Below are 24,996 nucleotides of genomic sequence, written 5' to 3'. Positions count from 1 at the left end.
GGATATCATGCTAAAGAAACTATACACTTTAGTAGAAGGATATTTAAGACTAGAGATACAGGGAGCTAATTTGGAGAAGTGTATTAATATTCTAATGAGAGAAGGATTTAAATTATGGGATATTATCCGTATAGGTGATAGATTATATGTAAATATTAGATTAAAGGATTTTAAGAATATCAGACCTCATTTAAGGAGAAAAAGGTATAAGGTTAGAATAAATCAGAAAAGAGGACTACCCTTTTTCTTTACTAAAGCATTAAGCAGGAGATTTTTAATTGTTGGATTGCTTTTTTTAATCTTATCATTATATACTTTGTCATCATTTCTCTTCTTTATTGAGATACAAGGGCTTAAGGAGATAGAAAAAGAGGAGATATTAGGTTTTTTAAAAGAAGTTGAAATTCATCCAGGAGTATTGAAATCTAGTATTCCATTAGAGGATTTAGAAAAAGCTTTAATTAAGAGGATACCTAAAATTGCTTGGGTAAATATTTATTTTTCTGGAACTAGATTGATTCTAGAGGTGGTTGAGAAGAAGATAGTAGATTCTAAGATTCTACCTAGTGATATTGTAGCTGCCAAGTCTGGAATTATATCTAAACTGATTGTATTAAAGGGTACTCCAGTGGTTGAAGAGGGGATGACCGTTAAAAAAGGGGATCTATTGATAAGTAGGGAAGTATTTATAAAAAAAGAAGAGGAAGAGGTAATTAATAAAGAGAAAGAGGATAATGAGAGGGGAATTCTTGTTAAAAAAGAGGAGGTTAAGGCTGAAGGAATTATTAAGGCAAGGATCTGGTATGAGGGTTATGGAGAAGCTAAAGTCCTGCAGGAGTATGAACAATTGACTGATAATAGTAAAACTAGTCTAGCTATTAAATTTAAAGAGAAGATGATAAATCTTAAGGGACCTAAAAGTGCTCCATATGCTAATTATAAAGTAGTAGAAGAGGTAAAAACTTTACCTAAATGGAGGAATATCGACTTACCTATCGAATTAGTTACAAGAAGATACATACAGGTAAAGAAGATAAAAGAGAAAATCAAATTGGATACGGCTAAACAGATTGCTAAAGAAGAGGCAGTAGAAAGTATCTTGCAAGGGGTATCAAAAGAGGCTATAATATTAAATAGTAAATTAAAGTTAATAGACTTAGCTGGTGAAGATAATAATATAATTAGAGTCAAGGCATTACTAGAGATTGAGGAAGAGATTGGAATCAGGAGGGAGTAGCTAGTTTTGAACATCTTAACAAAAGAGGTTACATTAAGTAGTAATCAAGCTGCAAGAAATATATTTGGACATCATGATCAGAATTTAAGGTTAATCGAAGATAATTTCTCAGCACAGATAATTGCTAGAGGGAATATTGTTAAAATCAAAGGAAAACAAGAAGATGTAAATCAAGTATCTAAGCTTTTTGAAGAGCTCAATAAGATAGCTAACAATAAGGATGCACTAAGCACTAAAGAAGTTGAATATGCTATTGAAATGAGTAAAGAGGGGGAATTTTCTTTAAATGAAATTTACTCTGATGTAGTGCAGGTTACTAGGTCAGGAAAGAAGATTACCCCTAAGACTATAGGTCAAAAGAGGTATCTAGATGCTTTGCGTAAGGATGATATTGTTTTTGGAATAGGTCCAGCAGGGACAGGAAAGACCTATTTGGCAGTAGTTATGGCCGTTAATTATTTGGTAAGAAATAAGGTAGAGAGAATTATTTTAACCCGTCCTGCCATTGAAGCCGGGGAGAATTTAGGGTTTTTGCCAGGGGATTTACAGGAGAAGGTTGACCCTTATTTACGACCTTTATATGATGCTTTGTATGATATTTTAGGACCGGAGAAGGTTGAGCAGTTTTTAGAGAAGAAGATTATAGAGATTGCTCCCTTAGCTTATATGAGAGGGAGAACCCTTAGAAACTCAGCTGTTATTTTAGATGAAGCTCAAAACACCACTAGAGAGCAGATGAAGATGTTCTTAACCCGTTTAGGACCTAATTCTAAAGCAGTAATTACTGGTGATATAACTCAGGTTGATTTACCAAGTAGAAAGAAGTCGGGATTGGCTCAAGCAGAGCAGATATTAAGAGATATAGCTGGCATAAGCTTTGTCTATTTAACTAATCTTGATGTAGTAAGACATAGGTTGGTTAGGGAGATAATTAAGGCTTATGAAGCAATTAACTGATCCTTTTAGGAGTGAAAGATAATGTCTTTTTTTGAGCAACTATTAGAAAAGTTGAAGATTAAACAGGTTGATTTTTATAAGATTGAAAAATCACAACGCTATATTTGGGTTATAGTTATTTTTGTTATTTTAGCAGGGATTATTACTATTGATATCTTTCCAAGGCAGGTTAATTTGGAAGTAGGACAAGTTGCTAAAAATGATGTCGTTGCCCCTAAGACGGTAGAGTACATAGATGAAGAACAGACCGAGGCTTTAAGAAAAGAAGCTGCCAATTCAGTTTCTAAGGTATATGAAGAGGATGTAGGAATCTTAACAGAGGTAAAGGTAGAGGTTAGAAAGTTCTTTGATAATGTTACAATGATAAGAAAGGCTGATGTTGAGTTAGAAAATAAGGTTGAACAGGTTCAAGATAATTATGATATAGAGTTATCTTATCAGAATCTGTCATATTTATTCAGTCTATCCGAAGAGGATATAGAGCTTTTAAAAGAGGATATTCTGATGATATTGGCTAAATACTTAAATCGTGGTGTTAAGAACGATTATTTAAGTAATGTTAAGGAACAGTTAAGCCAAGATGCTGCTAAATTAAGTGAAGATCAGCAATATAATAACTTGGTAAGTGGGATCGCCCAACACTTTATTAAGCCTAATATGATCTTTAATTTAGAGGCAACAGAGAAGAAGAAAGAGGAAGCTCGTCAGAAGATAGAACCTATTAGAAGGACCTTCTCTAAAGGTGAGATTATCATCCGCCATGGTAAGGTCGTTACTAAAGATGATATTAAGATTTTAGAGAAATTAGGGCTAAGGCAGGCTAAAATTAATTATCTTAATATTATTGGACACATTTTAATTGTGCTCATTTTTACTTTAATCCCTACTATTTATATCTCCCAATATCAGCGTGATATTTTAGAGGGAGAAGGGATCTTAGCATTATTAGGGTTATTGCCGATTATTATTATTACATTAGCTAAATTGGCAAGTTATATAGCCAATTATATGCCCATTGAATATCCATCTTTTGTGGTGCCAGTGGCTGCTGCTTCGATTATGATTGCAATTTTAATTGATACAGATTTAGCAGTTCTCTTTACAATCAGTCTATCCTTTTTAGTAGGCATAGTTACTGGTGATGGGGTAATTGGGATTACAGTGGCCTTAGTTGGTGGGCTAACTGGAATCTACAGTGTATCGAAGTTAAGCCAACGTTCTGATTTAGCTAGAGCTGGACTCATTGTTGGTTTGACTACTTCAGCAACGATATTTACTTTTTTATTGATGGTACCTAATGTAGAGCTAGCTAGATTTTTAAAGGTTTTATGGGGTATACTAAATGGTGTATTGGTAGCTGTTGTTACAAATGGTTTATTACCTTATATAGAGAATATCTTTGGGATCACATCACCAGTCAAGCTATTGGAGCTATCTAATCCAAATCATCCTTTATTGAAGAGACTACTAGTAGATGCTCCAGGGACCTATCATCATAGTATCATAGTTGGTAATCTAGCAGAAGCTGCTGCAGATAAAATAGGAGCAGATTCATTATTGGCTAGAGTAGCTGCTTATTATCATGATGTTGGTAAGACAAAACGTTCTTATTTCTTTACAGAAAACCAGATTGGTTCTGAGAATCCTCATGATAAATTATCACCTAGTTTGAGTACCTTAATCATTACTTCACATGTTAAGGATGGATTGGAGTTGGCTAAGGAGTATAAATTACCACAGGTTATTGTAGATGTGATTGAACAGCACCATGGAACTAGCCTTGTTTCTTTCTTTTATCAAGAGGCTAAGCATGATGAGAAGTATAAGAGTATAGATGAAGATGACTTTAGATATGATGGCCCTAAGCCACAGACCAAAGAGGCTGGTTTGATTATGCTAGCTGATATGGTAGAGGCTGCTGTCAGGTCAAATGTATCAGCCCAAAGCAACCCTGGTAAGTTAGAGAAATTTGTTAGAGAACTTATCAAAAAGAAGCTAGATAGTGGACAGTTAGATGAATGTAATTTAACTTTGAAGGATTTAGATAGGGTTGCTAATGCCTTTGTTAATATATTAAAAGGAATCTTTCATAATCGAATAGAATATCCTGATAATATTGCTCAACAATTTAAGGAGGGAAAAAAGCTAGATGGCAGTACTAATAAATAATTTACAAGATAATTTAGAGGTTGAAGAAGAGATTGTAGATGTAATAGAGCAGGTGGTAAGTGTAGTATTAAAAAGGGAAGCTGACTTAGCTAAAGAGGTAAGTATTGCTTTAGTTGATGATAGTTATATACATGGCTTAAATCATAGATACAGAGGAAAGGATCAACCTACTGATGTACTGTCTTTTCCCCAAGATGATAATCTGTTGTTAGGTGATATTATCATCTCTTTGGAGACAGCCCAACGCCAAGCAGAGGAGTATAACCACTCTTTTGCTAGAGAGGTTGGATTTTTGACAGTTCATGGTATGCTCCACCTTTTGGGTTATGACCATTATGGTGAAGAAGAGAGGGTAATTATGCGTAAAAAGGAGGAGGAAATCCTAGTAGAGCTAGGCTTAAATAGAGATTAAATGAAGTTTATTAATGATCTAATTAAGAGCTTTAACTATGCAGTTAATGGGATTATATATTCTTTAAAGCATGAGCGTAATATGAAGGTTCATCTTATTATTTCTATTATAGTCCTATTGTTTGGAACTTTTTTCAGCTTAGATAAGCTGGAACTATTGATTTTATTTATAACAATGACCTTGGTTTTCTTTACTGAAATGATTAACACTGCAATTGAAGGATTGAGTGATCTGGTCAGTGAAGAATATCATCCGATGATTAAGATAATTAAAGATATAGCAGCAGGTGCTGTATTGATAACAGCTTTAAATGCTATTGTTGTAGGATATATTATATTCTTTAAAGATATTCAGCCTTTAACCTTAGATTTATTACAACATATTCAGCAGACCCCAATTCATTTGACTTTTATATCACTTATTCTAATTATATTAATAGTGATTGGAATAAAATCTCAATTTAACAAAGGGACTCCGTTGCAAGGGGGGATGCCCAGTGGTCATAGTGCCCTTGCTTTTGGTCTAATGATTATTATTTCTAATTTGGCAAATGATGCTTTGATTACAACTTTAGCACTATTAATGGCGGTTTTGATAGCACAAAGCAGGATAGAGGGAGAGATTCATACCCCTTTGGAGGTTATCTCTGGTGCAATAATTGGTTCATTAGTAGGTATATTAGTCTTTCAATTAGTCAATTTGTAATTTTGTTAGGAGGGCATTAATCTATGGATTTGACGGTGTTAATAGAAGGAATAGCCTTATTAATACTATTAATCCTATCTGGATTTTTCTCAAGCTCTGAAACTGCCTTAATGTCAGTAAATAAAGTTGAGATTAGGCACTTAAAGCAAGAAGGAAATAAGAAAGCTACTGTTGTAGATAGGCTACTAAGTAGTCCAGATAGATTATTGGTTACAATCTTAGTTGGTAATAATTTAGTTAACATAGCAGCTTCATCAATTGCAACTGCTTTAGCTACCGATATTTTTGGTGCCAAAGGAGTTGGTATTGCTATAGGTGCAGTAACTCTATTTGTACTGATCTTTGGGGAGATTACTCCAAAATCTTTTGCTACCAAAGAGTCTAAAAAGGTCTCTATGTTAGTAGCTCCATATATAGAAGTCTTCTCTTTTTTATTATCTCCACTTATTAAAGGCTTGACACTGGTTACTAATTTTGTCATGAGAAGGTCTGGTGATAAGAAGGTTAAACCTTTTATCAGCGAAGAAGAGATTATGAGATTTTTAACAGTTGGTGAACAAGAAGGTGTCATTGAAACTGATGAGAAGCAGATGATTAACAGTATCTTTGAATTTGATGATATTAGTGTCAAGGAGATTATGATACCAAGAATACATATGTTATGTATAGAGATAAATGATCCTTTAGAGGAGTTAATAGATCTGATTATTAATATGGGCTTTTCTAGAATTCCAGTTTATAATGATACTGTTGATAATATAGTAGGTGTAGTGTATGCTAAGGACTTGCTTCCGTTATTAAAAGAGGATAGTTATAATGTTGATATTCAAAAGATTATGAGGCCTGCTTACTATATACCTGAAACTAAGAAGATAGATAATCTGTTAACTGAATTTAGAAAAGAAAAGATTCATATGGCTATTATTCTTGATGAGTATGGGGGAACGGCTGGACTGGTAACTATTGAGGATTTGTTAGAGGAGATTGTTGGTGATATTCAGGATGAATATGATGAAGAAGAGAAGTGGATTAGAATTATTAATGAAGATGAGATCTTAATTGATGGACGGGTTGATATTGATGAGATTAATGAGCTATTAGAGATATCCTTGCCTGAAGAGGACTATGAGACAATCAGTGGCTTTATCTTGAGTATGTTGGGCTATGTCCCTAAAGCTGGAGAATGGATCGAATTCGAGGATTTACATATTTCTGTAGAGAAGGTCATTCAAAGAAGAATCTCGAAGGTTAGAATTAAACGTGTTAAGGATAAAGTAGCAATTGAGCAGGAGGAAGTATAGATGTTCAAGCAATTAAGGAATTATTTAATTACTGGTTTAATTGTATTATTACCATCGATAGCTACTTTATATATTATTGTTACAGTTATCAATATTGTAGATAATGCTTTAAGCCCAGTAGTTAAAATACTGATAGGAAAAGAATTTTATGGACTAGGTTTTATAATGACCTTTATTTTAATTTTGGTAGTGGGAATTATAGCTAAAAATGTATTAGGAAAAAGGTTAATTGATTTTGGTGAAAGATTACTGATTAGAATTCCATTAGTTCGCACTATCTATATGACTGTGCGCCAGCTGATTAATGCCTTGTTTTTAAAGAATAAGACTGCTTTTCGTGATGTGGTTCTAATTGAATATCCTCGCCGGGGAATCTATCAATTGGGTTTTTTAACCTGTAAGGGTGTCGGAGAGGTTCAAAAGAAGACAGCACGGGAGGTTGTCAATGTCTTTATCCCAACCACTCCCAATCCCACTTCTGGGATGTTGATTTTAATCCCTAAAGATGATATTACTTACTTAGATATGACCGTTGAAGAAGGATTGAAGTTGATTGTGTCAGGAGGGACAGTAGCACCTGAAGATGATTAAGGAGGGTAAACTTTGCAAGTAAGAATTACAGTACTAAAGAGTAATCAAATCGATATTATTAATAAGCTGACCAAGATTGAAAAAGAGGCCTTTGGAGAAGGGGGTTTAAATCAGTGGGGTTTAGTACCAATGATTTACCATGGGTTGGTTTATGTTATTTGGCTGGATAAAGAACCCGTTGGTTTAGCAGAATATATTAGAGACATGGAAGATCTAGAGAAGGGATATTTATATGGGTTGGCTATATCTAAAAGACATCAAGGTAAGGGCTTTGGTAGTAAATTATTAGATTATTCTTTAAGAGATCTGTCTAAGCGAGAAATTAAGAAGGTAGAGTTAACAGTAGATCCTAATAATCAGAATGCAGTTTATATCTATCAGCATAAGTTTGGATTTAATAAGATCGATTATCGTAAGAATGAATATGGTTTAGGAGAAGATAGACTAATTATGGAACTGAAATTATGAGGGGGCAGAGCAATGGACAACTTAACGTTTGATAAAGGATTTAAATCAGGATTTATTACAGTAGTAGGACAGCCTAATGTTGGTAAATCGACCCTAGTCAATAAACTGATTGGAGAGAAGATCAATATTATTTCTCGAAAAGCTCAAACAACGAGAAATAGGATTCAATGTATTTTAACTTTAGATAAGGCACAGATGATATTTATAGATACCCCAGGGATTCACAGGCCAAAGGATAAGATGGGAAAATACTTAAATGAGATAGCTTATGAATCTTTAAGGGAGATTGATTTAGTGCTCTTTATGGTTGATGCTAATTATAAACCAAATGACCAGGATAAAAAGATTGCTACCCAGTTAGCTCATGCATCATCTAAACCAACTCTTCTGGTCTTAAATAAGGTCGATACTGTTTCTAAAAATGATTTAGCTACAAGGATCAATGATTATCAGAAATTAGGAGAATTTACTGATATTATAACTATTTCAGCTGAGAAAGGGATCAATTTAGATGATTTAACTGAGATTATAGTTGATTATTTGCCAGAAGGTCCTAAGTATTATCCTGATGACATGATTACTGATCAAATAGAGCAGTTTATCGTTTCTGAATTGATTAGAGAGAAGATCTTAAAGTTTACTCATCAAGAAGTACCCCATTCGGTAGCTGTTGAGGTTACTAGATTTAAAGAGAGAAGTGATAAGGACTTAATTGAAATTGGTGCAAATATTTATGTAGAGAGAAAGTCTCAAAAGGGAATTTTAATCGGTAAAGGTGGAAGTATGCTCAAAAAGATCGGTAAAAGTGCTAGAGCTGATATAGAGAATCTATTGAGTACTCAGGTATTTTTGGATTTATGGGTTAAGATAAAAGATGACTGGAGAGATAAGGAGGATGCTTTGAAAATGCTAGGCTATAAGGGGTGATACTACATGAAAGAGAGTATATTCTTAGATATAAAAGCAAAACTTGAGAAAAGGGATATTGAAGAGTTAAAGCCTATCTTAGAAGAGCTGTATCCAGCTGATATTACTGAGTTGATAGATGAACTATCTATGGAGGAAGTTAAGGCGATAATTCCTGCTATTCCTTTAAAGAAGTTGGCTTATGCTTTAACAGAGTTTGATTATGATGTTAAGCATACTATTTTGAATTTAGTAAAACCTGAAGATCTAAGAGTTATTTTAGACAATATGTATGCCGATGATATAGCCGATTTTTTAGGAACTTTATCCATTGGTAAGACTAAAGAATTGTTAAAGTTGATGAGAAAAGAGGATGCTGAGCAGATTCATAATCTCTTAGGTTATGATGAGGATAGTGCTGGTGGTATTATGACCACCGAATACATAGCAATCAAGGAAGGTAAGACTGTAGGAGAGGCTTTAGATATTGTTAGAGAGATTGCTAGAGAAGCTGAGATGATTTATTATATCTATGTAGTAAATCAGACCAAGCAGTTAATGGGTGTTCTTTCGATGAGAGAGTTAATTACAGCAACCCCTGACAAGAAGATAAAGGATCTAATCCAGAAGAAGGTAATTCATGTTAGGCTAGATTTAGACCAAGAAGAAGTTGCCAGGATTATCTCTAAGTATGATTTATTGGCTGTTCCAGTAGTCAATCATCAAATGCAGCTTCTGGGAATAATAACTGTAGATGATATTATTGATGTTATTGAAGAGGAGGCTACAGAGGATATTTATAAGATGGCTGCAACCAGTGAGGTTGATTTTGAATCTGGTAATAATTCAATTTTAAAGGCTGCTATGAAGCGTTCCCCATGGTTGATAGTCCTCTTATTTGCAAGTATGCTCTCAGGCTCTGTAATCGATGTGTTCTCAGGTCTTTTAAATAGTGTAGTGGCTTTGGCTTTGTTTATGCCTACTTTGGCTGGAACTGGTGGTAATGCTGGAACTCAGTCCTTGGCAATTGTGGTTAGAGGACTGGCTACAGGGGATATAGAATCTAAAGATTTATTTATGCATCTATTTAATGAGGTTAAAGTTGGAGGTTTGGTGGCTTTAATCTGTGGTTCTATGATTGCTTTAGTGGCATTTTTATGGCAAGGAAATTATATATTAGGGGTTGTAGTAGGCTTGGCTATGTTCTGTAATATATTAACAGCAACCTTTGTAGGAACTACTACCCCATTTATTTTAGACTATTTCGGTATTGATCCAGCAGTAGCAGCAGGTCCTTTTATTACTACTGTAATTGATGCATCTGGATTATTTATTTATTTTACTTTGGCTAGATTATTCTTGAATCATTTAACATAAAATAATACGATAGAGGAGCTGATAATCATGGCAATTAAACCTAAAGATATGGCTAAAATGGTTGATCATACAATACTATATCCCACTGCAACGGTGTTAGATGTCAAGAAGACCTGTGATGAAGCAAAAGAACATGATTTTGCTTCTGTCTGTGTTAATCCCTGTTTTGTTCCCTTAGCAGCTAAGCTATTGGAGAATAGCTCTGTAAAGGTATGTACAGTGATAGGTTATCCTTTAGGAGCTACTACTTCTGAGACCAAGGCATATGAGACTAAGAATGCTATCAGAAATGGTGCTCAAGAGGTTGATATGGTAGTTAATCTCAGTGCTGTTAAGTCCCACTCTTGGGATGTGGTTAGAGAGGATGTCAAGGCTGTTGTTGATGCTACTAAAATAGCAGGAGTCACTAAGGATATAATCACTAAGGTTATAATCGAGACCTGTTATTTGAATGAAGAGGAGATTGAAAAGCTATGTTATATCTCTAAAAAGGTAGGGGCTGACTTTATCAAGACCTCTACTGGCTTTGGACCAAGAGGAGCAACAACTGAAGAGGTCAGTTTGATTCGTAAGAATGTAGGTAGGTCTATTGGGGTTAAAGCCTTTGGTGGTATTGATACCTTCGATGAAGCCCTTGAAATGTTAGATGCTGGTGCCAATAGAATTGGTAGTAGCGAAGGTGTGGCAATAGTAACTGGAGATGAGGATGAATAATGAGAAGTTGGTATTTAAATACCAACTTCTTTTTTACGTTAATCTTTAATAATATGGGATAATGTGAAAGTTTAAGGGTTAAGTCTAAGTAAAACATTAAATCCATGTTTTTACGGTTTGCTCAACCTTAAACTTTATCTTAGATTTAAAGTGTTTCAATATTTAATTATGATAATGAGTTAAATTTATTTTTTTGCATAAACTATGGTTAGAGTAGTTTGTGTCAAAGAGGATATTTTAGCTAGATGGAGAAGATTATTTAATACTAACAGATAAAAAAGGAATGATGTTATGCCACTCTTTGATACAGATGCAATTGTGCTAAGAAATTATGAATTTAAGGAAGCTGATAAGATTATCTCTCTTTATAGTAGAGAAAAAGGAAAGATTAAGATAGTAGCAAAGGGTGTACGTAAGACCAAGAGTACTTTATCTGCTGGATTACAGCCTTTTGTATATAATAATGTTTTAGTTTATCAAGGTAAATCTGATCTGGGTAAGTTAAGTCAATGTGATATAAAGGAGTCTTTTAGCAAGATAAGAGGAGATTTAGATAAGATGGCTTATGCTTCTTATGTAGTAGAGGTAGTTGATGAGTTGACTACAGACTATGAAGAGAATCAATGGGTCTTTGGGTTGTTATTATTAACCTTAAGGTTAATAGATAATTTAGATGATTTAGAGTTGATTATTAGAGCTTTTGAATTAAAGTTACTTAAATTATTGGGCTATGAGCCTTATCTAGCTGGCTGTGTAGAATGTGGAAATAAATCAACTAAGAACCTTAGATTTGATGGACAAGCTGGTGGATTGGTCTGCTCTTGCTCTGCTAACTGGGCTAAGAAGATAAGTATGGGAACAGTACAGTACATGAAGAAAATCCTAGAATTGGATTATAAGAAGCTGCTACAGATGAAGCTACCTGAATATGCTAGAAAGGAATTGGCTGAGATTATACCTTACTATATTCAATCTTTAATTCATAAAAAGTTAAAGTCTATCTCTTTTATAGAAAGTTTAAAAGAGTTTAATTAAGGAGGAGAACTATGATAACAGAAGAGTTAGAGAAGGTAGATGTGATTAGGGAGAGAACAGGAGTTGATTATGAGCAGGCTGTAGAGGCTTTAAGGTCTGTCGATGGTGATGTTTTAGAAGCGATTATTAAGTTAGAGAAAGAAGAAAAACAGAAATATACTAAAGAAGAGTTTCAAGTAAGAGGTCAGCAGGTTCTTGGTAGGGTTAAAGATTTGATTAGAAAGGGTAATGTTACAAGAATTAGGGTTAAAAAAGATGACAGGGTATTAGTAGATATCCCTGTAACAGCAGGTGTAGTAGGAACGGTGATCGCCCCTTATCTAACGGTCTTAGCAGGTCTAGCAGCCTTAGCCAGTAAATGTACTATAGAAGTTGAAAGGCTTAATAGGATAGCTGATAAGGTAGAGAATGATATTGACAATTCAGATGAATTCTGATATATTTAAGGAAAAATAGATAAAGTTAGTTACAAAGAACAAGAGGAGTAGTTAGAATTTGCTATTAAAGCGAGCTAGGGATGGTGGAAGTCTAGTATAGCAATCTGGTGAAGGGCACTTGGGAGTAACTGATAATAAAGTGAATCCTGCTAAAGAGGATTAAACAGGGTGGAACCGCGGGTAACCTCGTCCCTGATAGTAGAAATTACTATTAGGGAGGGGGTTTTTATATTTAATTGAGAGTTTAGAATTGAGAATTGAGAATTAAAAACTAAAATAATTCTCAATTCTCCATTATAAAAAGAGGGGGATTTTTATGAATTTTCAAGATATGATCAATACCTTAAATCAATTCTGGTCTGAACAAAAATGTATTGTCAGACAGCCTTATGATATTGAGGTTGGTGCTGGTACGATGAATCCATCGACATTCTTAAGGTCATTGGGACCAGAGCCGTGGAATGTAGCTTATGTGGAGCCTTGCCGGAGACCTGCAGATGGTCGCTATGGTGAGAATCCTAATCGTTTACAGCATTATTACCAGTATCAGGTGATTATGAAGCCATCTCCTGATAACATTCAAGAGATTTATCTAAAGAGTTTAGAGGCTTTAGGAATTGACCCTAAGATGCATGATATTAGATTTGTAGAGGATAACTGGGAGAACCCAACTACAGGAGCTTGGGGGCTTGGTTGGGAAGTCTGGTTAGATGGAATGGAGATTACACAGTTTACATACTTCCAACAGGTTGGAGGGCTTGAGTGTAAGCCTGTATCTGTAGAGATTACTTATGGTTTAGAGCGTCTTGCTATCTATCTTCAAGAGGTAGATAGTGTCTTTGATATTCAGTGGGTTGAAGGGATTAAGTATGGAGATGTTCACCATCAAGGTGAAGTAGAACATTCTACTTATAATTTTGAGATTGCTGATGTAGAGACTTTATTGACATTATTTAATCTATATGAAAAGGAAGCGACTAGAATTGCCAAAGAAGGTCTAGTCTTACCAGCCTTTGATTATGTATTGAAGTGCTCTCATACCTTCAATATGCTAGATGCTAGGGGAGCTGTCTCTGTTACTGAGAGGACTAGCTATATTGCTAGAGTACGTACTTTGGCTAAAAAATGCGCTCAAAACTATGTTAAGCAGAGAGAAGAACTGGGTTATCCTTTGTTAAAGGAGGGGAAAGATAATGAGTAAGGACTTATTATTAGAACTTGGAACCGAAGAGATTCCAGCAGGTTTTATGGATTATACCTTCAAACAATTAACTGAACTATCTAAAGAGATCTTTTCTAATAATCGGATTGAGATTGGAGAGATACAAGCTACTGGTACTCCAAGAAGGTTAGTCTTACTGATTAAGGATGTAGCAGAAAAACAGAGTGATTTGGAGAAAGAGGTTAGAGGTCCAGCTGTTAGAATCGCCTTTGATGAAGAGGGGAATCCTAGCAAAGCAGGAGCAGGTTTTGCTTGTGGACAAGGAATTAGTCCAGAAGAGTTAGAGGTTAGAGATGAGTATGTTTATGCTTGTACTCGAGAGCTTGGAGAAGATACTAAAAAGTTATTAGCAGAACTGTTAACAGAGATTATCAATAAATTGAACTTCCCTAAATCTATGCGTTGGGCTAGTGAAGAGATGAGATTTGCTCGACCAATCAAATGGATTCTAAGCCTATATGGAGAGGATATAGTAGATCTTTCTGTAGCAGGTGTTAAAGCTAGCAATTGGAGTAAAGGTCATAGATTCTTAAGTGAAGGTCAGATAGTAATTGATAGTCCAGCCGAGTACTTTGCTAAGTTAGAGAAAGAGTTTGTAATTGTAGACCATAATAGGCGTAGAGAGATGATAGTAGAGCAGATTGAAGCCATTGCTCAAAAGAAAGATGTAGTTGTAAAGGTAGATGAAGGTCTATTAACTGAGGTCAACTTTTTAGTTGAGTATCCAACTGCTTTATGCGGTAGTTTTTCTGAGGACTTCTTAGAACTACCTTCTGAAGTATTGATCACTTCGATGAGAGAGCACCAAAGATACTTCCCAGTTGAAGATAAGAAAGGAAATCTCCAAAACCTATTTGTAACTGTCAGAAATGGTAATGAAGAGCATATTGATGTGGTTAGAGCTGGAAATGAGAAGGTATTACAAGCACGCCTATCTGATGCAATTTTCTTCTATGAGGAAGATCAGGAAGAGACTTTAGCAACTAAGGTAGATAAACTGAAGAATGTTATTTTCCAAGAGGATTTAGGAACTATCTACGAAAAAGTAGAAAGGATAGTTAGTTTATCAGGCGAATTTGCTAATCAGTTAGGATTATCAGAAGACAAAGTAGAGCAAGCTAAAAGAGCTGCGAAATTATCTAAAGCCGATTTAGTAACAGGTATGGTTGATGAATTTTCTAAATTACAGGGTGTGATGGGAAGCTATTATGCCTTAAATGATGGAGAGGATGAAGAGGTAGCAAGTGCTATCTTTGAACATTACTTACCACGTTATGCTGATGATATCTTACCAAGTACCGAAGCAGGGATTATAGTAAGTATTGCTGATAAGATTGATAGTATTGTTGGATTCTTCAGTGTAGGAATCATCCCAACAGGTTCTCAAGACCCTTATGCTTTACGCCGTCAGGCTCAAGGAATTGTTAAGATTATCGTTGATGCAGGGTTGGAATTAGACTTAGATTATCTAATCGAGCAATCCTTAGCTACTCTTAAGAAGCAAGATAAGTTACAAAGGGATGGGGCAGAAGTAAAAGCAGAAGTATTGGACTTCTTTAAGCTAAGACTAGAGAATCTATTAGAAGAGGCAGAGGTTAGATATGATGTTAGTGATGCTATCTTAGCAAGCAATTTTATTAATATCAACGATACCTTAATTAGAGCTACTGCCCTAATGGAATACAGAGAAGATGAAGGCTTTGAAGAGTTGATTACAGCCTTTAACCGTGTTGCTAACTTAGCAAGTAAGAGTAATAATACAGAAATTAATCCTGAGTTATTTGAAGATGATAGTGAAAGAGAGCTATATTCAGCTTATCAAAATGCTAAGGATAAGATTGATAGTTTAGTTGCTGAGCGTGCTTATGTAGAGGCATTGACAGAGGTTGCTAAATTAAAAGAACCAATCGATAACTTCTTCGATTCTGTAATGGTAATGGCAAAGAATGAAGAAGTTAAAGAGAATAGATTGGGATTATTAAATTCAATCTCTAATTTATTAGCTAAGATTGCTGATTTAACTAAGATTGTAATTGATTAATTAATGATAGGATCTAATTATTTTCATTTTATCTGTATAGATATTGAATAAAATAAGTATAATAAGAGTTACTTAGTCTTTGACTAGGTAGCTCTTTTTTTATAGATATGTGAAATTTAAAGTTAGATTTAATGGATATATTGCGATAGTTTCAACCTCACCCCCTAACCTCCTCTCCTTAACTAATGAGAGGGGGAACTGTTTTTTCTTTGTTTGTCTCCCTTCTCCTAAGAGTAGGAGAAGGGGCGGGGATGAGGTGTGAGGTATCAACTATCAACTATCAACTATCAACTATCAACTATCAACTATCAACTATCAACTATCAACTATCAACTATCAACTATCAACTATCAACTATCAACTATACACTGAGGTAAAAAGTGTCGCAATATTTCTATGTAACGTCATATTTAAATCATATTATATAATCTACTCTTATTTTCAAAATTATTTTTATATTTGTGTCATAATTACTTTTATTAGTGAGTATATAAATAAGAAGAACTATATATAAGATTCAATTTGTATTTTTAATCAAAATAATTAGATGATTTTCTGATAATGTGTTGCACTATTAAATAAATGTGTTATAATATTATATAGAAGATAAATGTAAAAAAATAGAATAAACTATATCTTAAGGGGGATTTAATATGACAACTAGCGTTTCTACAGATCTATTGGAGGATATCAATAAAAGAAATAAGTATGGAGATACATCATTGATGGAAGCTATTTTAAATAATGCTGATATAGAGGTAATTGAAGAGTTGCTTGAAGCTGGAGCTGATGTAAATGCTAAAAATAGAGCTGGATCTACTGCTTTAATCTTTGCTATCTGGCATAAAGAGAGCTTAGAGGTAATTAAGTTACTTATTGATGCAGGAGCAAATGTTAATGTTAAGTGTGAACTGGGAAGAACTCCTTTAATGTATGCATCAAGATATAATAAGGATGTTGAAATTATAGATACTCTAATTAAAGCAGGTGCAGAGGTTAATGCTTCTGAGAATGTAGGGCGTACAGCTCTAATGTATTCAATAGAGAATAATAATCAAGATGTAACTAGTACACTAATTGAGTTTGGTGCAGACCCTAAAATGGAAGATAAAAATGGAAAGACTCCAAAGATAATAGCTAAGGAATATAATAAAGAGGAAATTTTTGATTTTGTAGGATAAAGTTAAAGTTTGAAATAGAGATATATTTGATTTTATCTAGTAACTATCAGATTAATTACTCTAAAAGTGAAGGATATATTTATATATAAGGTGAAATAATTATATGTGTAAGTAATTTAATACATTGTATAATCTGATATTAGGGGTGATTGAGATTAACCTAAGCGAAAGACAGAAGAGAATAATTGAAATAGTAAAAAATAACGAACCCATTACTAGTAAAGAGATAGCAAATAAATTAAACCTAACCCGTGGTGCTTTAAGGGCTGATTTATCTGTATTGACTATGGCCAGTCTATTAGAAGCCAAACCTAAAGTTGGTTATACATATTCAGAGGGAAGTGGATATTTAAATAATTTAGAAGAGATATATGGTAAGAAAGTAAAAGAAGTTAAATCGGTAGCTGTTGTTGTTAAAAAGAGAACCTCAGTCTATGATGCAATAGTAAAGCTATTTTTAGAAGATGTAGGTTCGTTGTATGTAATAGATGATGATGAGATCTTAGTAGGTGTATTATCTAGAAAAGATCTATTAAAGATGACAATAGGAGAGACCGATATAAATCAGATGCCAGTCAGTGTAGTAATGACTAGAATGCCTCATCTTTTTACTGTAAAAGATGAGGATGCTGTTTTTGAAGCTGCTAAAAAGATAGTAGACTATGAGGTTGATAGCTTGCCAGTAGTAGAGCAGTTAACTGACCAAGCAGGTGAAGTTATAGAAGATAAGTTTAAGGTGATTGGAAGGGTCAGTAAGACTACTATTGCTAGAATTTTTGTTGATTGTAAGTTGCAAATATAGGAGGGAAATGGACTTGTCAAATAATAATATAAGTGAAAATGAGTTGACTGTATTTGCTATATCAGATTTTACTGGGAAAACAGCTGAAACTATACTCAATTCTGTGGCGATTCAATTTGATAATGACAGAATCAAGATAAAGAAGTTTTCTGATATATCAGATATTGATAAATTAGAATCAATTATAGATGAAGCAATGCAAGTTGATAATATACTATTAGCTTATACCATTGTTTTACCAGAATTATCTGCCTATCTAGAGAATGAAGCTAAACGCTTGGACTTGCCAATAATAGATATATTGGGTCCAATGATCAATAGCTTTTCTCAAGCATTGGATCAACAACCTCAGTTAGAGGTTGGATTGAGTTATAATATTGATTATGAGATTTTTGAAAAGCTTTCTTGTATAGATTTTAGTTTAAGGTGTGATGATGGAAGAAATTTAAATAAATTAAAAGAGGCTGATTTAGTATTGGTTGGTGTTTCTAGAACCTCTAAAACTCCTTTGAGTATATATTTATCTCAGCAGAATTATAATGTGGCTACAGTTTCTTTATCCCCTGAGGTTATTCCACCTAAAGAACTATATGAACTAGATAGTAATAAGATAATAGGCTTAACTATAGATTCAGAATGTCTACAAAAGGTTAGAGAGAATAGAATTAAGTTAATGGCTTTTAATCAAGGTGGAGATTATGTCAGTATGGACAGAATAGAAGAAGAGCTAAAGTATGCTAAAAAGATTATGAAGAAGATAGACGCTAGGGTCATTGATGTCACCAATAAAGCTATTGAAGACATAGCTGATGAGATTTTAAATAAAATTAAATAAAAGTTTTTAATTTAACTTATATATTCAAGCTCTAAACATTAATGTTTAGAGCTTTTTCTCTTTTATTACACCATATACTTCTTTTTTGAGATGATTATGTTATACTTTTTAAATAAAAGTGTTGCACTTTTTATTTAAAATTAGTATAATAAGTATATGATAATTTGGATATGTGTTCAGTTTGCTATAATAAGGATTTAATAAAAGAGGAGGATAACAGTGAGAAGAGAATTAGAACTAGAGATTGTAAAGGTAACAGAAGCAGCAGCTTTGGCAGTTAGCCCTTTAATAGGTAAGGGTGATAAGATGTTGGTTGATCAAGCGGCTGTAGATGCGATGAGAGAAGAGTTTAATAGGATGAAGATGAGAGGAAGGGTAGTGATTGGAGAAGGGAAGAAGGATAAAGCTCCAATGCTATATACAGGGGAGAAGCTTGGGCTTGGAACAGGATCTGAAATAGATATTGCAGTTGACCCAGTAGAAGGTACAAATTTGGTAGCAGGTGATTTACCAAATGCCTTAGCAGTAGTTGCTATTGCTAAAAAGGGTCAGATACTTAGTGCTCCTGATATGTATATGAAGAAGATAGCAGTTGGGCCTGAAGCTAAAGGTGCTATTAATTTGGAAGCCAGTATCACAGAGAATATCAAGGCTGTAGCTGAGGCAAAGGGTAAAAGGATCTCTGATATTAAAGTGATTATCTTAGATAGACCTCGTCACCAAGAAATGATCAAAGAGATCAGGGAAGTAGGAGCTAAAGTGAAATTGATTAATGCAGCTGATGTGGTAGCAGGAGTTGCAGTAGGATTAGCCAATCATGAAGGTGATTTATTATATGGAATTGGTGGTGCTCCAGAAGGAGTATTAACAGCAGCAGCCCTAAAATGTTTAGGTGGAGATATGCAAGGTCAATTAATCTTTTATAATGATAAAGAGGTTGAAGAGGCTAAGCAGTTGGGAATTACTAATATAAATCAGATATTTACCCTTGACCAGTTAGTGTCAGGAGAAGAGGTTATCTTTTCGGCAACAGGAATAACCAATGGTGAATTATTAAAGGGTGTTCAACATTATCATAACTGGGTAGAGACTCATTCTATAGTAATGAATAGTTCAACTAATAAGGTTAGACATATTAAACTAGAACATAGACTCAGTAATAACATCTATTTAGAAAAAGAAGTTGCTAACTTTTAGTTGATGATTATTTAATAGATTTAATACTTTTATATAATACATAGTTCTTTCTTATAGCTAATCTATACTATCAAATTAACTAGTTCTAATTAAAGATAAAAGATAAGGCAGTTTCTTCATAAGATATTATTAAATTTCGTTCTAATTTTAGAACGAAATTTCTTTTTGTATAGTAGTTTTGGTGAGGAGTTGATGATTATCATTATAATCTTAAAAAGGTAAGCAATTAGATGAATTTTAATATGGATATTATAACTTTATGGGTATATTACGACACTTTTTACTTTTAAAAAGTAGACAAAATATTAGGTTCCGCCTAAGGGCGGGTTACGTTTTCAGCCCAAGACTACTTCCTGCGGGGCGTCCTTGATGAAAAAGTAACCAAACCTACGGGTTCATTCTTAAATTTATTACGGAAGGTTTTTTTATTAAAAACCTGTAGGGACCCCTTCGTGATAAATCCAATCAAGAAGAAAATATACCTACGAGTCTAAAGAACAGACTCTTCGTGGCAGAGCCCACTCACTACGCAATCAAAGTGCTAATTATTATCATTAATTATATTCTTTATTTAAAATTTGATTAACCTCTAAATTTAATCTCAATTTTTGTTTTGTTCAAACAAAAATTTTCTTCGGTTTTAAAGACCTTAACTAACTGTCAACTGTATACAGTCCACTGTAAACTCAAAAAGTGTCGCAATATCTCTATATTAGACCACCTTTTTATTGATACTAGAGTAAAGGTCAATCCCTTTATTATAGAGCTTTAAAGTTTCTTTACTCTATACATAGAAGTTAAGTTTTTTGATCTTTTATAAAATTTTAACTCTAAAAATTAAAGGAGTTTTAAAGTTTTTATTGTAATATAACATAGAATATTATAACGGAGAGGGTGGGATATGATGAAGCTCTTGGCAGTTAATGGAAGTCCAAATAGAGATGGAAATACTGCTTTTTTATTGACTAAGGCCTTGGAGGCTGCTCAAAATGAAGGTGTGGAAACGGAATTAATTCATGTTAGAGATGCCTTAAAGGAGTTAAAGGAACCTTTTTGTGTACAATGTTCAAGCCCTTGTAGTAAGGTTTGTTATAAAGGAACTTTATTAGAAGAGCATTATCAATTATTAGCAGAGGCAGATGGAGTTATCTTAGGAAGTCCTGTCTACTTTGGAACAGTTACAGCTCAATTAAAAGCATTTTGGGATATGACTAGAGCTTTAAGAAGTGAAAAGTCTCTGTTCAATACAATAGGAGCTACGATCACTGTAGGTGCTTCTAGGTATGGAGGGCAAGAGACCACAGTTAGTGCTTTACATGATATGATGATGATTCAAGGAATGATGATAGTAGGTGATGGATCTGAAGATACTGATATGGGTCATCAAGGTGCCTGTAGTCAGCATGATGCCAAAGAAGATTTAGAAGGTCAAAAGAGAGCTCAAATATTGGGTAAAAGAATTGCTAGCTTAATTAAGTAATAATCATCATAAACCCTTATCATTTAGCTTAGCTTTAACACTCTAAAATTGATGGAATAAATAATATTTTTTTTGGAATAATAAGGGTTGTTAATTTAAGCGTTTTAACAAGCATAACTTATTTTTAGCAAACCATCAATGAATAATTCTTTAGAATATCTGCTGCTCGATCTTCTTCTCTTATTAAACCTATCAATTTATACTTTTTTAAATTAAAAGAAGGGATTTGTGTATTACTGTCGAAAAGTTGTAATTGCTGTCAAGTATAATCATAAGGAGTATAGGATGAAAATTTTAGTTGATGGAGATGCATGTCCAGTCAAAGAGACTATTTCTGAAGTTTCAGCAAGGTATAAGGTTAAGGTGATAATTTTTATAAGCACTGCCCATTGGACTGACAATAGAGAAGATGTTGAATATATAACTGTTGACAGTAACTATCAAGAAGTGGATATGAAGATAGTTAATCAAGTTAAAGCTGGAGATATAGTTATAACTAATGATTATGGTTTAGCTTCTTTAATTTTAGCTAAGAGGGCATCTGCACTCTCCTTTGATGGCAGAGTCTTTACTAGAGATAAGATAGATTACCTATTAGCTAAAAGGCATTTAGCTGCCAAATTAAGACGACAGGGAAGTTATATCTCAAAGCAGAGTAAATACTCTAAAGAGGATAGAGAAAGCTTTAAAACTAATTTAATCGAATTAATAACTAAATTAGGATAGAAAATATAGCTTTTCTAATTATTATTAGACTCTATGTTTAGTATAATCTTCATAATAAGTGTAGAACTATTTATTACACATTCTCTATTATAGATAGGTTAAGGGAATTTGTTCAGTGCTGAGTTTAATTTTGTTTATTGGGTGAATATAGCTGAGCTTAAGTAGTCTAGAGCAGCTACTTTATCAAGTTATATGCTACATGAAATTAGAAGATATCATTTAAGCTAGAGGGTGAAAAGAGTTGAGTTTTGCTTATAGTGAGGATTTTATAGAGCAGGTTCGTTTTAATAATGACATAATCGATATTATATCGGATTATACTAGATTGGAACATTCAGGAAAGAGTTACAAAGGATTATGTCCTTTTCATGATGAAAATACTCCTTCTTTCTTTGTAAATCCTGAGCAACAGCTATACTATTGCTTTGGTTGTGGAGTTGGAGGAGATATCTTCAACTTTATAATGGGTGTGGAAGGAATTGATTTTAGAGAAGCCGTTAAGTCTTTAGCTAATAGAGCTGGATTGAGCCTTCCTGAACACAAAGCCAATCCCCAAGCTAAGGAGAAGTTTGATAAGAAAAAGAAGTTGCTGCAGATACATGAATTAACTGCCCGTTTTTATAATTACCTTTTGACAAGCTCTGATATAGGGGAAAATGGCAATAATTATTTAAAGCAACGTGGTTTTGGGAATGATATTGTTGAGGAATTTCAGCTAGGTTTTGCGCCTGATCGTTGGGAGGCTTTATATAGGTTTTTAAAGAATAAGGGGTATTCTGATAAATTATTACTAGAGTCGGGTCTGATTTTAGCAAGGAAAAATAACACTGGTTATTATGATCGGTTTCGTAACCGTGTTATCTTTACTATCAGCAATCATCAAGGACAAGTTATCGGATTTGGTGGTAGAATTATAGAGGATGTTAATCAACCCAAGTACTTAAATTCTCCTGATACAATTATCTTTGATAAGAGTAAAAATTTATATGGACTCAATTTAGCTAAAAAATTCATACAGCAGAGTAATCAAGCAATTATAGTAGAAGGCTATACCGATGTGATTACAGCTTACCAATATGGAATCAAGAATGTGGTAGCTTCTTTGGGTACTTCATTGACCAGTGAGCAAGCTAAATTATTAAAAAGATATGCTAATACGGTTTATATAGCATATGATTCAGATACTGCAGGAGCTAAAGCTACTTTAAGAGGCTTAGATATCTTAAAAGAAGAGGGATTAGAAGTAAAAGTAATCATATTACCCAAAGATTTAGACCCTGACGAATTTATTAAGGCTGAAGGAAAAGAAGGCTTTGCTAAAAGTCAGTCACAGGCAGAAACATTAATAGATTTTAAAATCAGTAATATTTTAAGAGGAAGAAGCTTAGAGGATGTTGATGATAAGATAATAGCAGTTAAAGAAATTGTAGCTGTTTTAGCAAAGGTCAAAAATAAGGTTGAATTAGATGAATATTGTAAGAAAATTTCAGAAAGATTAAGAACAAGTGAAGGTGTACTAAGAAAAGAGATTGATAAATATAAATTTAAGATGAGGGGTCAGGATAGAAAGAGTAATTATAGGAATAATATAAATACTGAGAGAGAATTAGCCGATGCTTTAAATGATTCTAGATTAATTAAATACTTAAAAGCTATTAAAGAGCTATTAAGTATTATCTTTAAAAATCCCAATCTTATTAGCAGCTTAAAGTCTCAATTAGAGATTGATGATTTAGCTAAGAAGGAGCATAGGGAGTTGTTTACTAGAATTTTTGAATTTTATCATGAACATAATACTTTAGAGATTAATCAAATTTTACAGACTATAACCAATAATGATGCTAAGAATTTATTATTGGAGTTATCCATAAAAGATAATGATTTTTTAGATGATACTGAGAAGACTATAAGTGATTATATTGAAACAATAAAGGGGTATCAAAGAGAAATGAGAATAGAAAGGCTAAATGCAGAAATAAAAAAAGCAGAAAAGAGTGGAAATTTTACTAAACAGATGGAATTGATGAAAGAGGTACAATTGTTGAGAAGGGAGGGGAATTAATGTCTGTAGATAAGAGTGCAGTTCAAGAAAAAGTTAGAACTTTGATTGCTAAAGGTAAAAAAGAAGGTGAAATAAGCTATCAAGAGATAATGGATGCGTTATCTGAAGTAGATTTGGACACTGATCAAATCGAAGAGATTTATGAAAGTTTCTCCTCAATGGGGATTGAAGTTAAAGATGATGATAATGATAATATAGATGATGATGAAGATGACAATGATGAGGTAGAATTGGATTTAAGTATTCCAAGTGGAGTATCATTAGATGATCCAGTAAAGATGTATCTTAAGGAGATAGGAAAGGTTCCACTATTAACTGCTGACGAAGAGAAGGACTTGGCTAAAAGGATGGAAGAGGGCGAAGAATATGCTAAGCAGAGATTAGCTGCTGCTAACTTAAGATTAGTAGTAAGTATTGCTAAAAAGTATGTTGGTAGAGGAATGTTGTTTTTAGATTTAATCCAAGAAGGTAATTTAGGTTTGATTAAAGCTGTAGAGAAGTTTGATTATAGAAAAGGATATAAGTTCAGTACCTATGCTACTTGGTGGATTAGACAGGCTATTACCCGCTCTATTGCTGACCAAGCTAGAACAATTAGAGTCCCTGTTCATATGGTAGAGACAATCAATAAATTAATTAGAGTATCTCGTCACTTAGTACAAGAGTTGGGCCGTGAGCCAACTGTAGAGGAAATTGCTAATGAGATGGATATTACTGAGGATAAGGTACGTGAAATTAAGAAGATTGCTCAAGAGCCTGTATCTTTAGAGACTCCAATTGGTGAAGAAGAGGACAGCTATTTGGGTGACTTTATTGAAGATGAGGATGCTCCAGAACCATCTGTAGCAGCATCATTTATGTTATTACAAGAGCAATTAGATGGTGTATTGGATACTTTAACAGATCGTGAAAAGAGGGTTCTAGAATTGAGATTTGGTATTGAGGATGGACGTTCTCGTACCTTAGAGGAAGTAGGAAAGGAATTCGGGGTTACTAGAGAGAGAATTCGACAAATTGAAGCTAAAGCCTTAAGAAAGCTGAGACATCCAAGTAGAAGTAAGAAACTTAAAGATTATTTAACATAGATAATAAGAGATATAATTAGAGATTAATCATTAATTATGGATTATTATTTCCATTT

The 24,996-nt window shown here is 33.7% G+C and carries 24 protein-coding genes and 1 other annotated feature; all 24 genes read left to right on the top strand.

Annotated features, from left to right (window positions below):
- Nucleotides 1-7: 7 nt before the first annotated feature.
- The 24 genes from yqfD (at nt 8) to rpoD (ending at nt 24,940) form a co-directional block, all read left to right on the top strand.
- Nucleotides 8-1,237, top strand: a complete 1,230-nt coding sequence (yqfD, locus tag BX659_RS10255) for a sporulation protein YqfD (RefSeq protein WP_097016864.1) — start codon at nt 8-10, stop codon at nt 1,235-1,237.
- A gap of 6 nt (nt 1,238-1,243) precedes the next feature.
- Complete coding sequence (locus tag BX659_RS10250; protein WP_097016865.1) at nt 1,244-2,194, top strand: PhoH family protein; 951 nt, start codon at nt 1,244-1,246, stop codon at nt 2,192-2,194.
- Nucleotides 2,195-2,215: 21 nt separating this feature from the next.
- Nucleotides 2,216-4,363, top strand: a complete 2,148-nt coding sequence (locus BX659_RS10245) for an HD family phosphohydrolase (protein WP_253250669.1) — start codon at nt 2,216-2,218, stop codon at nt 4,361-4,363.
- Nucleotides 4,344-4,775: an rRNA maturation RNase YbeY gene (gene ybeY / locus BX659_RS10240; protein WP_097016867.1), complete on the top strand. Its 432-nt coding sequence runs from the start codon at nt 4,344-4,346 to the stop codon at nt 4,773-4,775. Before BX659_RS10245 ends, ybeY begins: the two co-directional genes overlap by 20 nt.
- A complete protein-coding gene (locus tag BX659_RS10235; protein WP_097016868.1) occupies nt 4,776-5,480 on the top strand; it encodes a diacylglycerol kinase in 705 nt (234 codons plus the stop codon).
- A gap of 23 nt (nt 5,481-5,503) precedes the next feature.
- On the top strand, nt 5,504-6,781 hold the full coding sequence (locus tag BX659_RS10230; protein WP_097016869.1) for a hemolysin family protein: 1,278 nt from the start codon (nt 5,504-5,506) through the stop codon (nt 6,779-6,781).
- Entirely contained in the window at nt 6,782-7,372 is a 591-nt protein-coding gene (locus BX659_RS10225) for a DUF502 domain-containing protein (protein WP_097016870.1), read from the top strand.
- A 12-nt stretch (nt 7,373-7,384) separates the two neighbouring features.
- On the top strand, nt 7,385-7,840 hold the full coding sequence (locus BX659_RS10220; RefSeq protein ID WP_253250670.1) for a GNAT family N-acetyltransferase: 456 nt from the start codon (nt 7,385-7,387) through the stop codon (nt 7,838-7,840).
- 12 nt (nt 7,841-7,852) lie between these two features.
- Nucleotides 7,853-8,767 carry a GTPase Era gene (gene era / locus BX659_RS10215; RefSeq protein ID WP_097016871.1) on the top strand — a complete coding sequence of 305 codons (915 nt, stop codon included), beginning with the start codon at nt 7,853-7,855 and terminating at the stop codon, nt 8,765-8,767.
- Between the two features lie 6 nt (nt 8,768-8,773).
- Nucleotides 8,774-10,123, top strand: a complete 1,350-nt coding sequence (gene mgtE / locus BX659_RS10210) for a magnesium transporter (RefSeq protein ID WP_097016872.1) — start codon at nt 8,774-8,776, stop codon at nt 10,121-10,123.
- 27 nt (nt 10,124-10,150) lie between these two features.
- Nucleotides 10,151-10,837: a deoxyribose-phosphate aldolase gene (gene deoC, locus BX659_RS10205; RefSeq protein WP_097016873.1), complete on the top strand. Its 687-nt coding sequence runs from the start codon at nt 10,151-10,153 to the stop codon at nt 10,835-10,837.
- 291 nt (nt 10,838-11,128) lie between these two features.
- A complete protein-coding gene (gene recO, locus BX659_RS10200) occupies nt 11,129-11,872 on the top strand; it encodes a DNA repair protein RecO (protein ID WP_097016874.1) in 744 nt (247 codons plus the stop codon).
- A gap of 11 nt (nt 11,873-11,883) precedes the next feature.
- Nucleotides 11,884-12,309: a DUF4342 domain-containing protein gene (locus BX659_RS10195; protein WP_097016875.1), complete on the top strand. Its 426-nt coding sequence runs from the start codon at nt 11,884-11,886 to the stop codon at nt 12,307-12,309.
- Between the two features lie 25 nt (nt 12,310-12,334).
- Nucleotides 12,335-12,506, top strand: a binding site (T-box leader).
- Between the two features lie 119 nt (nt 12,507-12,625).
- Nucleotides 12,626-13,510 (top strand): glycine--tRNA ligase subunit alpha, encoded by an 885-nt coding sequence (gene glyQ / locus BX659_RS10190; protein WP_097016876.1) that lies wholly within the window; start codon nt 12,626-12,628, stop codon nt 13,508-13,510.
- Nucleotides 13,503-15,572, top strand: coding sequence for a glycine--tRNA ligase subunit beta (gene glyS / locus BX659_RS10185; protein WP_097016877.1), 2,070 nt, complete (start codon nt 13,503-13,505; stop codon nt 15,570-15,572). Before glyQ ends, glyS begins: the two co-directional genes overlap by 8 nt.
- Before the next feature lie 251 nt (nt 15,573-15,823).
- Complete coding sequence (locus BX659_RS19435; RefSeq protein ID WP_258176132.1) at nt 15,824-15,949, top strand: hypothetical protein; 126 nt, start codon at nt 15,824-15,826, stop codon at nt 15,947-15,949.
- A gap of 276 nt (nt 15,950-16,225) precedes the next feature.
- Complete coding sequence (locus tag BX659_RS10180) at nt 16,226-16,753, top strand: ankyrin repeat domain-containing protein (RefSeq protein WP_097016878.1); 528 nt, start codon at nt 16,226-16,228, stop codon at nt 16,751-16,753.
- A gap of 124 nt (nt 16,754-16,877) precedes the next feature.
- Entirely contained in the window at nt 16,878-17,555 is a 678-nt protein-coding gene (locus BX659_RS10175; RefSeq protein ID WP_253250671.1) for a helix-turn-helix transcriptional regulator, read from the top strand.
- Nucleotides 17,556-17,568: 13 nt separating this feature from the next.
- Nucleotides 17,569-18,390: a pyruvate, water dikinase regulatory protein gene (locus BX659_RS10170; RefSeq protein ID WP_253250672.1), complete on the top strand. Its 822-nt coding sequence runs from the start codon at nt 17,569-17,571 to the stop codon at nt 18,388-18,390.
- Between the two features lie 219 nt (nt 18,391-18,609).
- On the top strand, nt 18,610-19,587 hold the full coding sequence (gene glpX, locus BX659_RS10165; RefSeq protein ID WP_097016880.1) for a class II fructose-bisphosphatase: 978 nt from the start codon (nt 18,610-18,612) through the stop codon (nt 19,585-19,587).
- 904 nt (nt 19,588-20,491) lie between these two features.
- Entirely contained in the window at nt 20,492-21,067 is a 576-nt protein-coding gene (locus tag BX659_RS10160; RefSeq protein ID WP_097016881.1) for a flavodoxin family protein, read from the top strand.
- Nucleotides 21,068-21,352: 285 nt separating this feature from the next.
- Complete coding sequence (locus tag BX659_RS10155) at nt 21,353-21,793, top strand: YaiI/YqxD family protein (RefSeq protein WP_097016882.1); 441 nt, start codon at nt 21,353-21,355, stop codon at nt 21,791-21,793.
- Nucleotides 21,794-22,034: 241 nt separating this feature from the next.
- A complete protein-coding gene (gene dnaG, locus BX659_RS10150) occupies nt 22,035-23,855 on the top strand; it encodes a DNA primase (RefSeq protein ID WP_097016883.1) in 1,821 nt (606 codons plus the stop codon).
- Nucleotides 23,855-24,940 (top strand): RNA polymerase sigma factor RpoD, encoded by a 1,086-nt coding sequence (gene rpoD / locus BX659_RS10145; protein WP_097016884.1) that lies wholly within the window; start codon nt 23,855-23,857, stop codon nt 24,938-24,940. Before dnaG ends, rpoD begins: the two co-directional genes overlap by 1 nt.
- The last annotated feature ends 56 nt before the right edge of the window (nt 24,941-24,996 follow it).

This window comes from Orenia metallireducens, from assembly GCF_003001995.1.
Taxonomy (GTDB): Bacteria; Bacillota; Halanaerobiia; order Halobacteroidales; family Halobacteroidaceae; genus Orenia; species Orenia metallireducens_B.
The sequence above is the reverse complement of the archived record's forward strand: the minus strand, read 5'-3'. Positions and strand labels throughout refer to the sequence as shown.

What these genes read in the sequence shown, in the direction of transcription:
- BX659_RS10180 (WP_097016878.1), top strand. Translation starts at nt 16,226, where the DNA reads ATGACAACTAGCGTTTCTACAGATCTATTGGAGGATATCAATAAAAGA.
- BX659_RS10235 (WP_097016868.1), top strand. Translation starts at nt 4,776, where the DNA reads ATGAAGTTTATTAATGATCTAATTAAGAGCTTTAACTATGCAGTTAAT.
- BX659_RS10230 (WP_097016869.1), top strand. Translation starts at nt 5,504, where the DNA reads ATGGATTTGACGGTGTTAATAGAAGGAATAGCCTTATTAATACTATTA.
- era (WP_097016871.1), top strand. Translation starts at nt 7,853, where the DNA reads ATGGACAACTTAACGTTTGATAAAGGATTTAAATCAGGATTTATTACA.
- mgtE (WP_097016872.1), top strand. Translation starts at nt 8,774, where the DNA reads ATGAAAGAGAGTATATTCTTAGATATAAAAGCAAAACTTGAGAAAAGG.
- ybeY (WP_097016867.1), top strand. Translation starts at nt 4,344, where the DNA reads ATGGCAGTACTAATAAATAATTTACAAGATAATTTAGAGGTTGAAGAA.
- BX659_RS10225 (WP_097016870.1), top strand. Translation starts at nt 6,782, where the DNA reads ATGTTCAAGCAATTAAGGAATTATTTAATTACTGGTTTAATTGTATTA.
- BX659_RS10155 (WP_097016882.1), top strand. Translation starts at nt 21,353, where the DNA reads ATGAAAATTTTAGTTGATGGAGATGCATGTCCAGTCAAAGAGACTATT.
- deoC (WP_097016873.1), top strand. Translation starts at nt 10,151, where the DNA reads ATGGCAATTAAACCTAAAGATATGGCTAAAATGGTTGATCATACAATA.
- glyQ (WP_097016876.1), top strand. Translation starts at nt 12,626, where the DNA reads ATGAATTTTCAAGATATGATCAATACCTTAAATCAATTCTGGTCTGAA.
- BX659_RS10245 (WP_253250669.1), top strand. Translation starts at nt 2,216, where the DNA reads ATGTCTTTTTTTGAGCAACTATTAGAAAAGTTGAAGATTAAACAGGTT.
- rpoD (WP_097016884.1), top strand. Translation starts at nt 23,855, where the DNA reads ATGTCTGTAGATAAGAGTGCAGTTCAAGAAAAAGTTAGAACTTTGATT.
- yqfD (WP_097016864.1), top strand. Translation starts at nt 8, where the DNA reads ATGCTAAAGAAACTATACACTTTAGTAGAAGGATATTTAAGACTAGAG.
- glyS (WP_097016877.1), top strand. Translation starts at nt 13,503, where the DNA reads ATGAGTAAGGACTTATTATTAGAACTTGGAACCGAAGAGATTCCAGCA.
- recO (WP_097016874.1), top strand. Translation starts at nt 11,129, where the DNA reads ATGCCACTCTTTGATACAGATGCAATTGTGCTAAGAAATTATGAATTT.
- BX659_RS10195 (WP_097016875.1), top strand. Translation starts at nt 11,884, where the DNA reads ATGATAACAGAAGAGTTAGAGAAGGTAGATGTGATTAGGGAGAGAACA.
- BX659_RS10160 (WP_097016881.1), top strand. Translation starts at nt 20,492, where the DNA reads ATGAAGCTCTTGGCAGTTAATGGAAGTCCAAATAGAGATGGAAATACT.
- BX659_RS19435 (WP_258176132.1), top strand. Translation starts at nt 15,824, where the DNA reads ATGAGGTGTGAGGTATCAACTATCAACTATCAACTATCAACTATCAAC.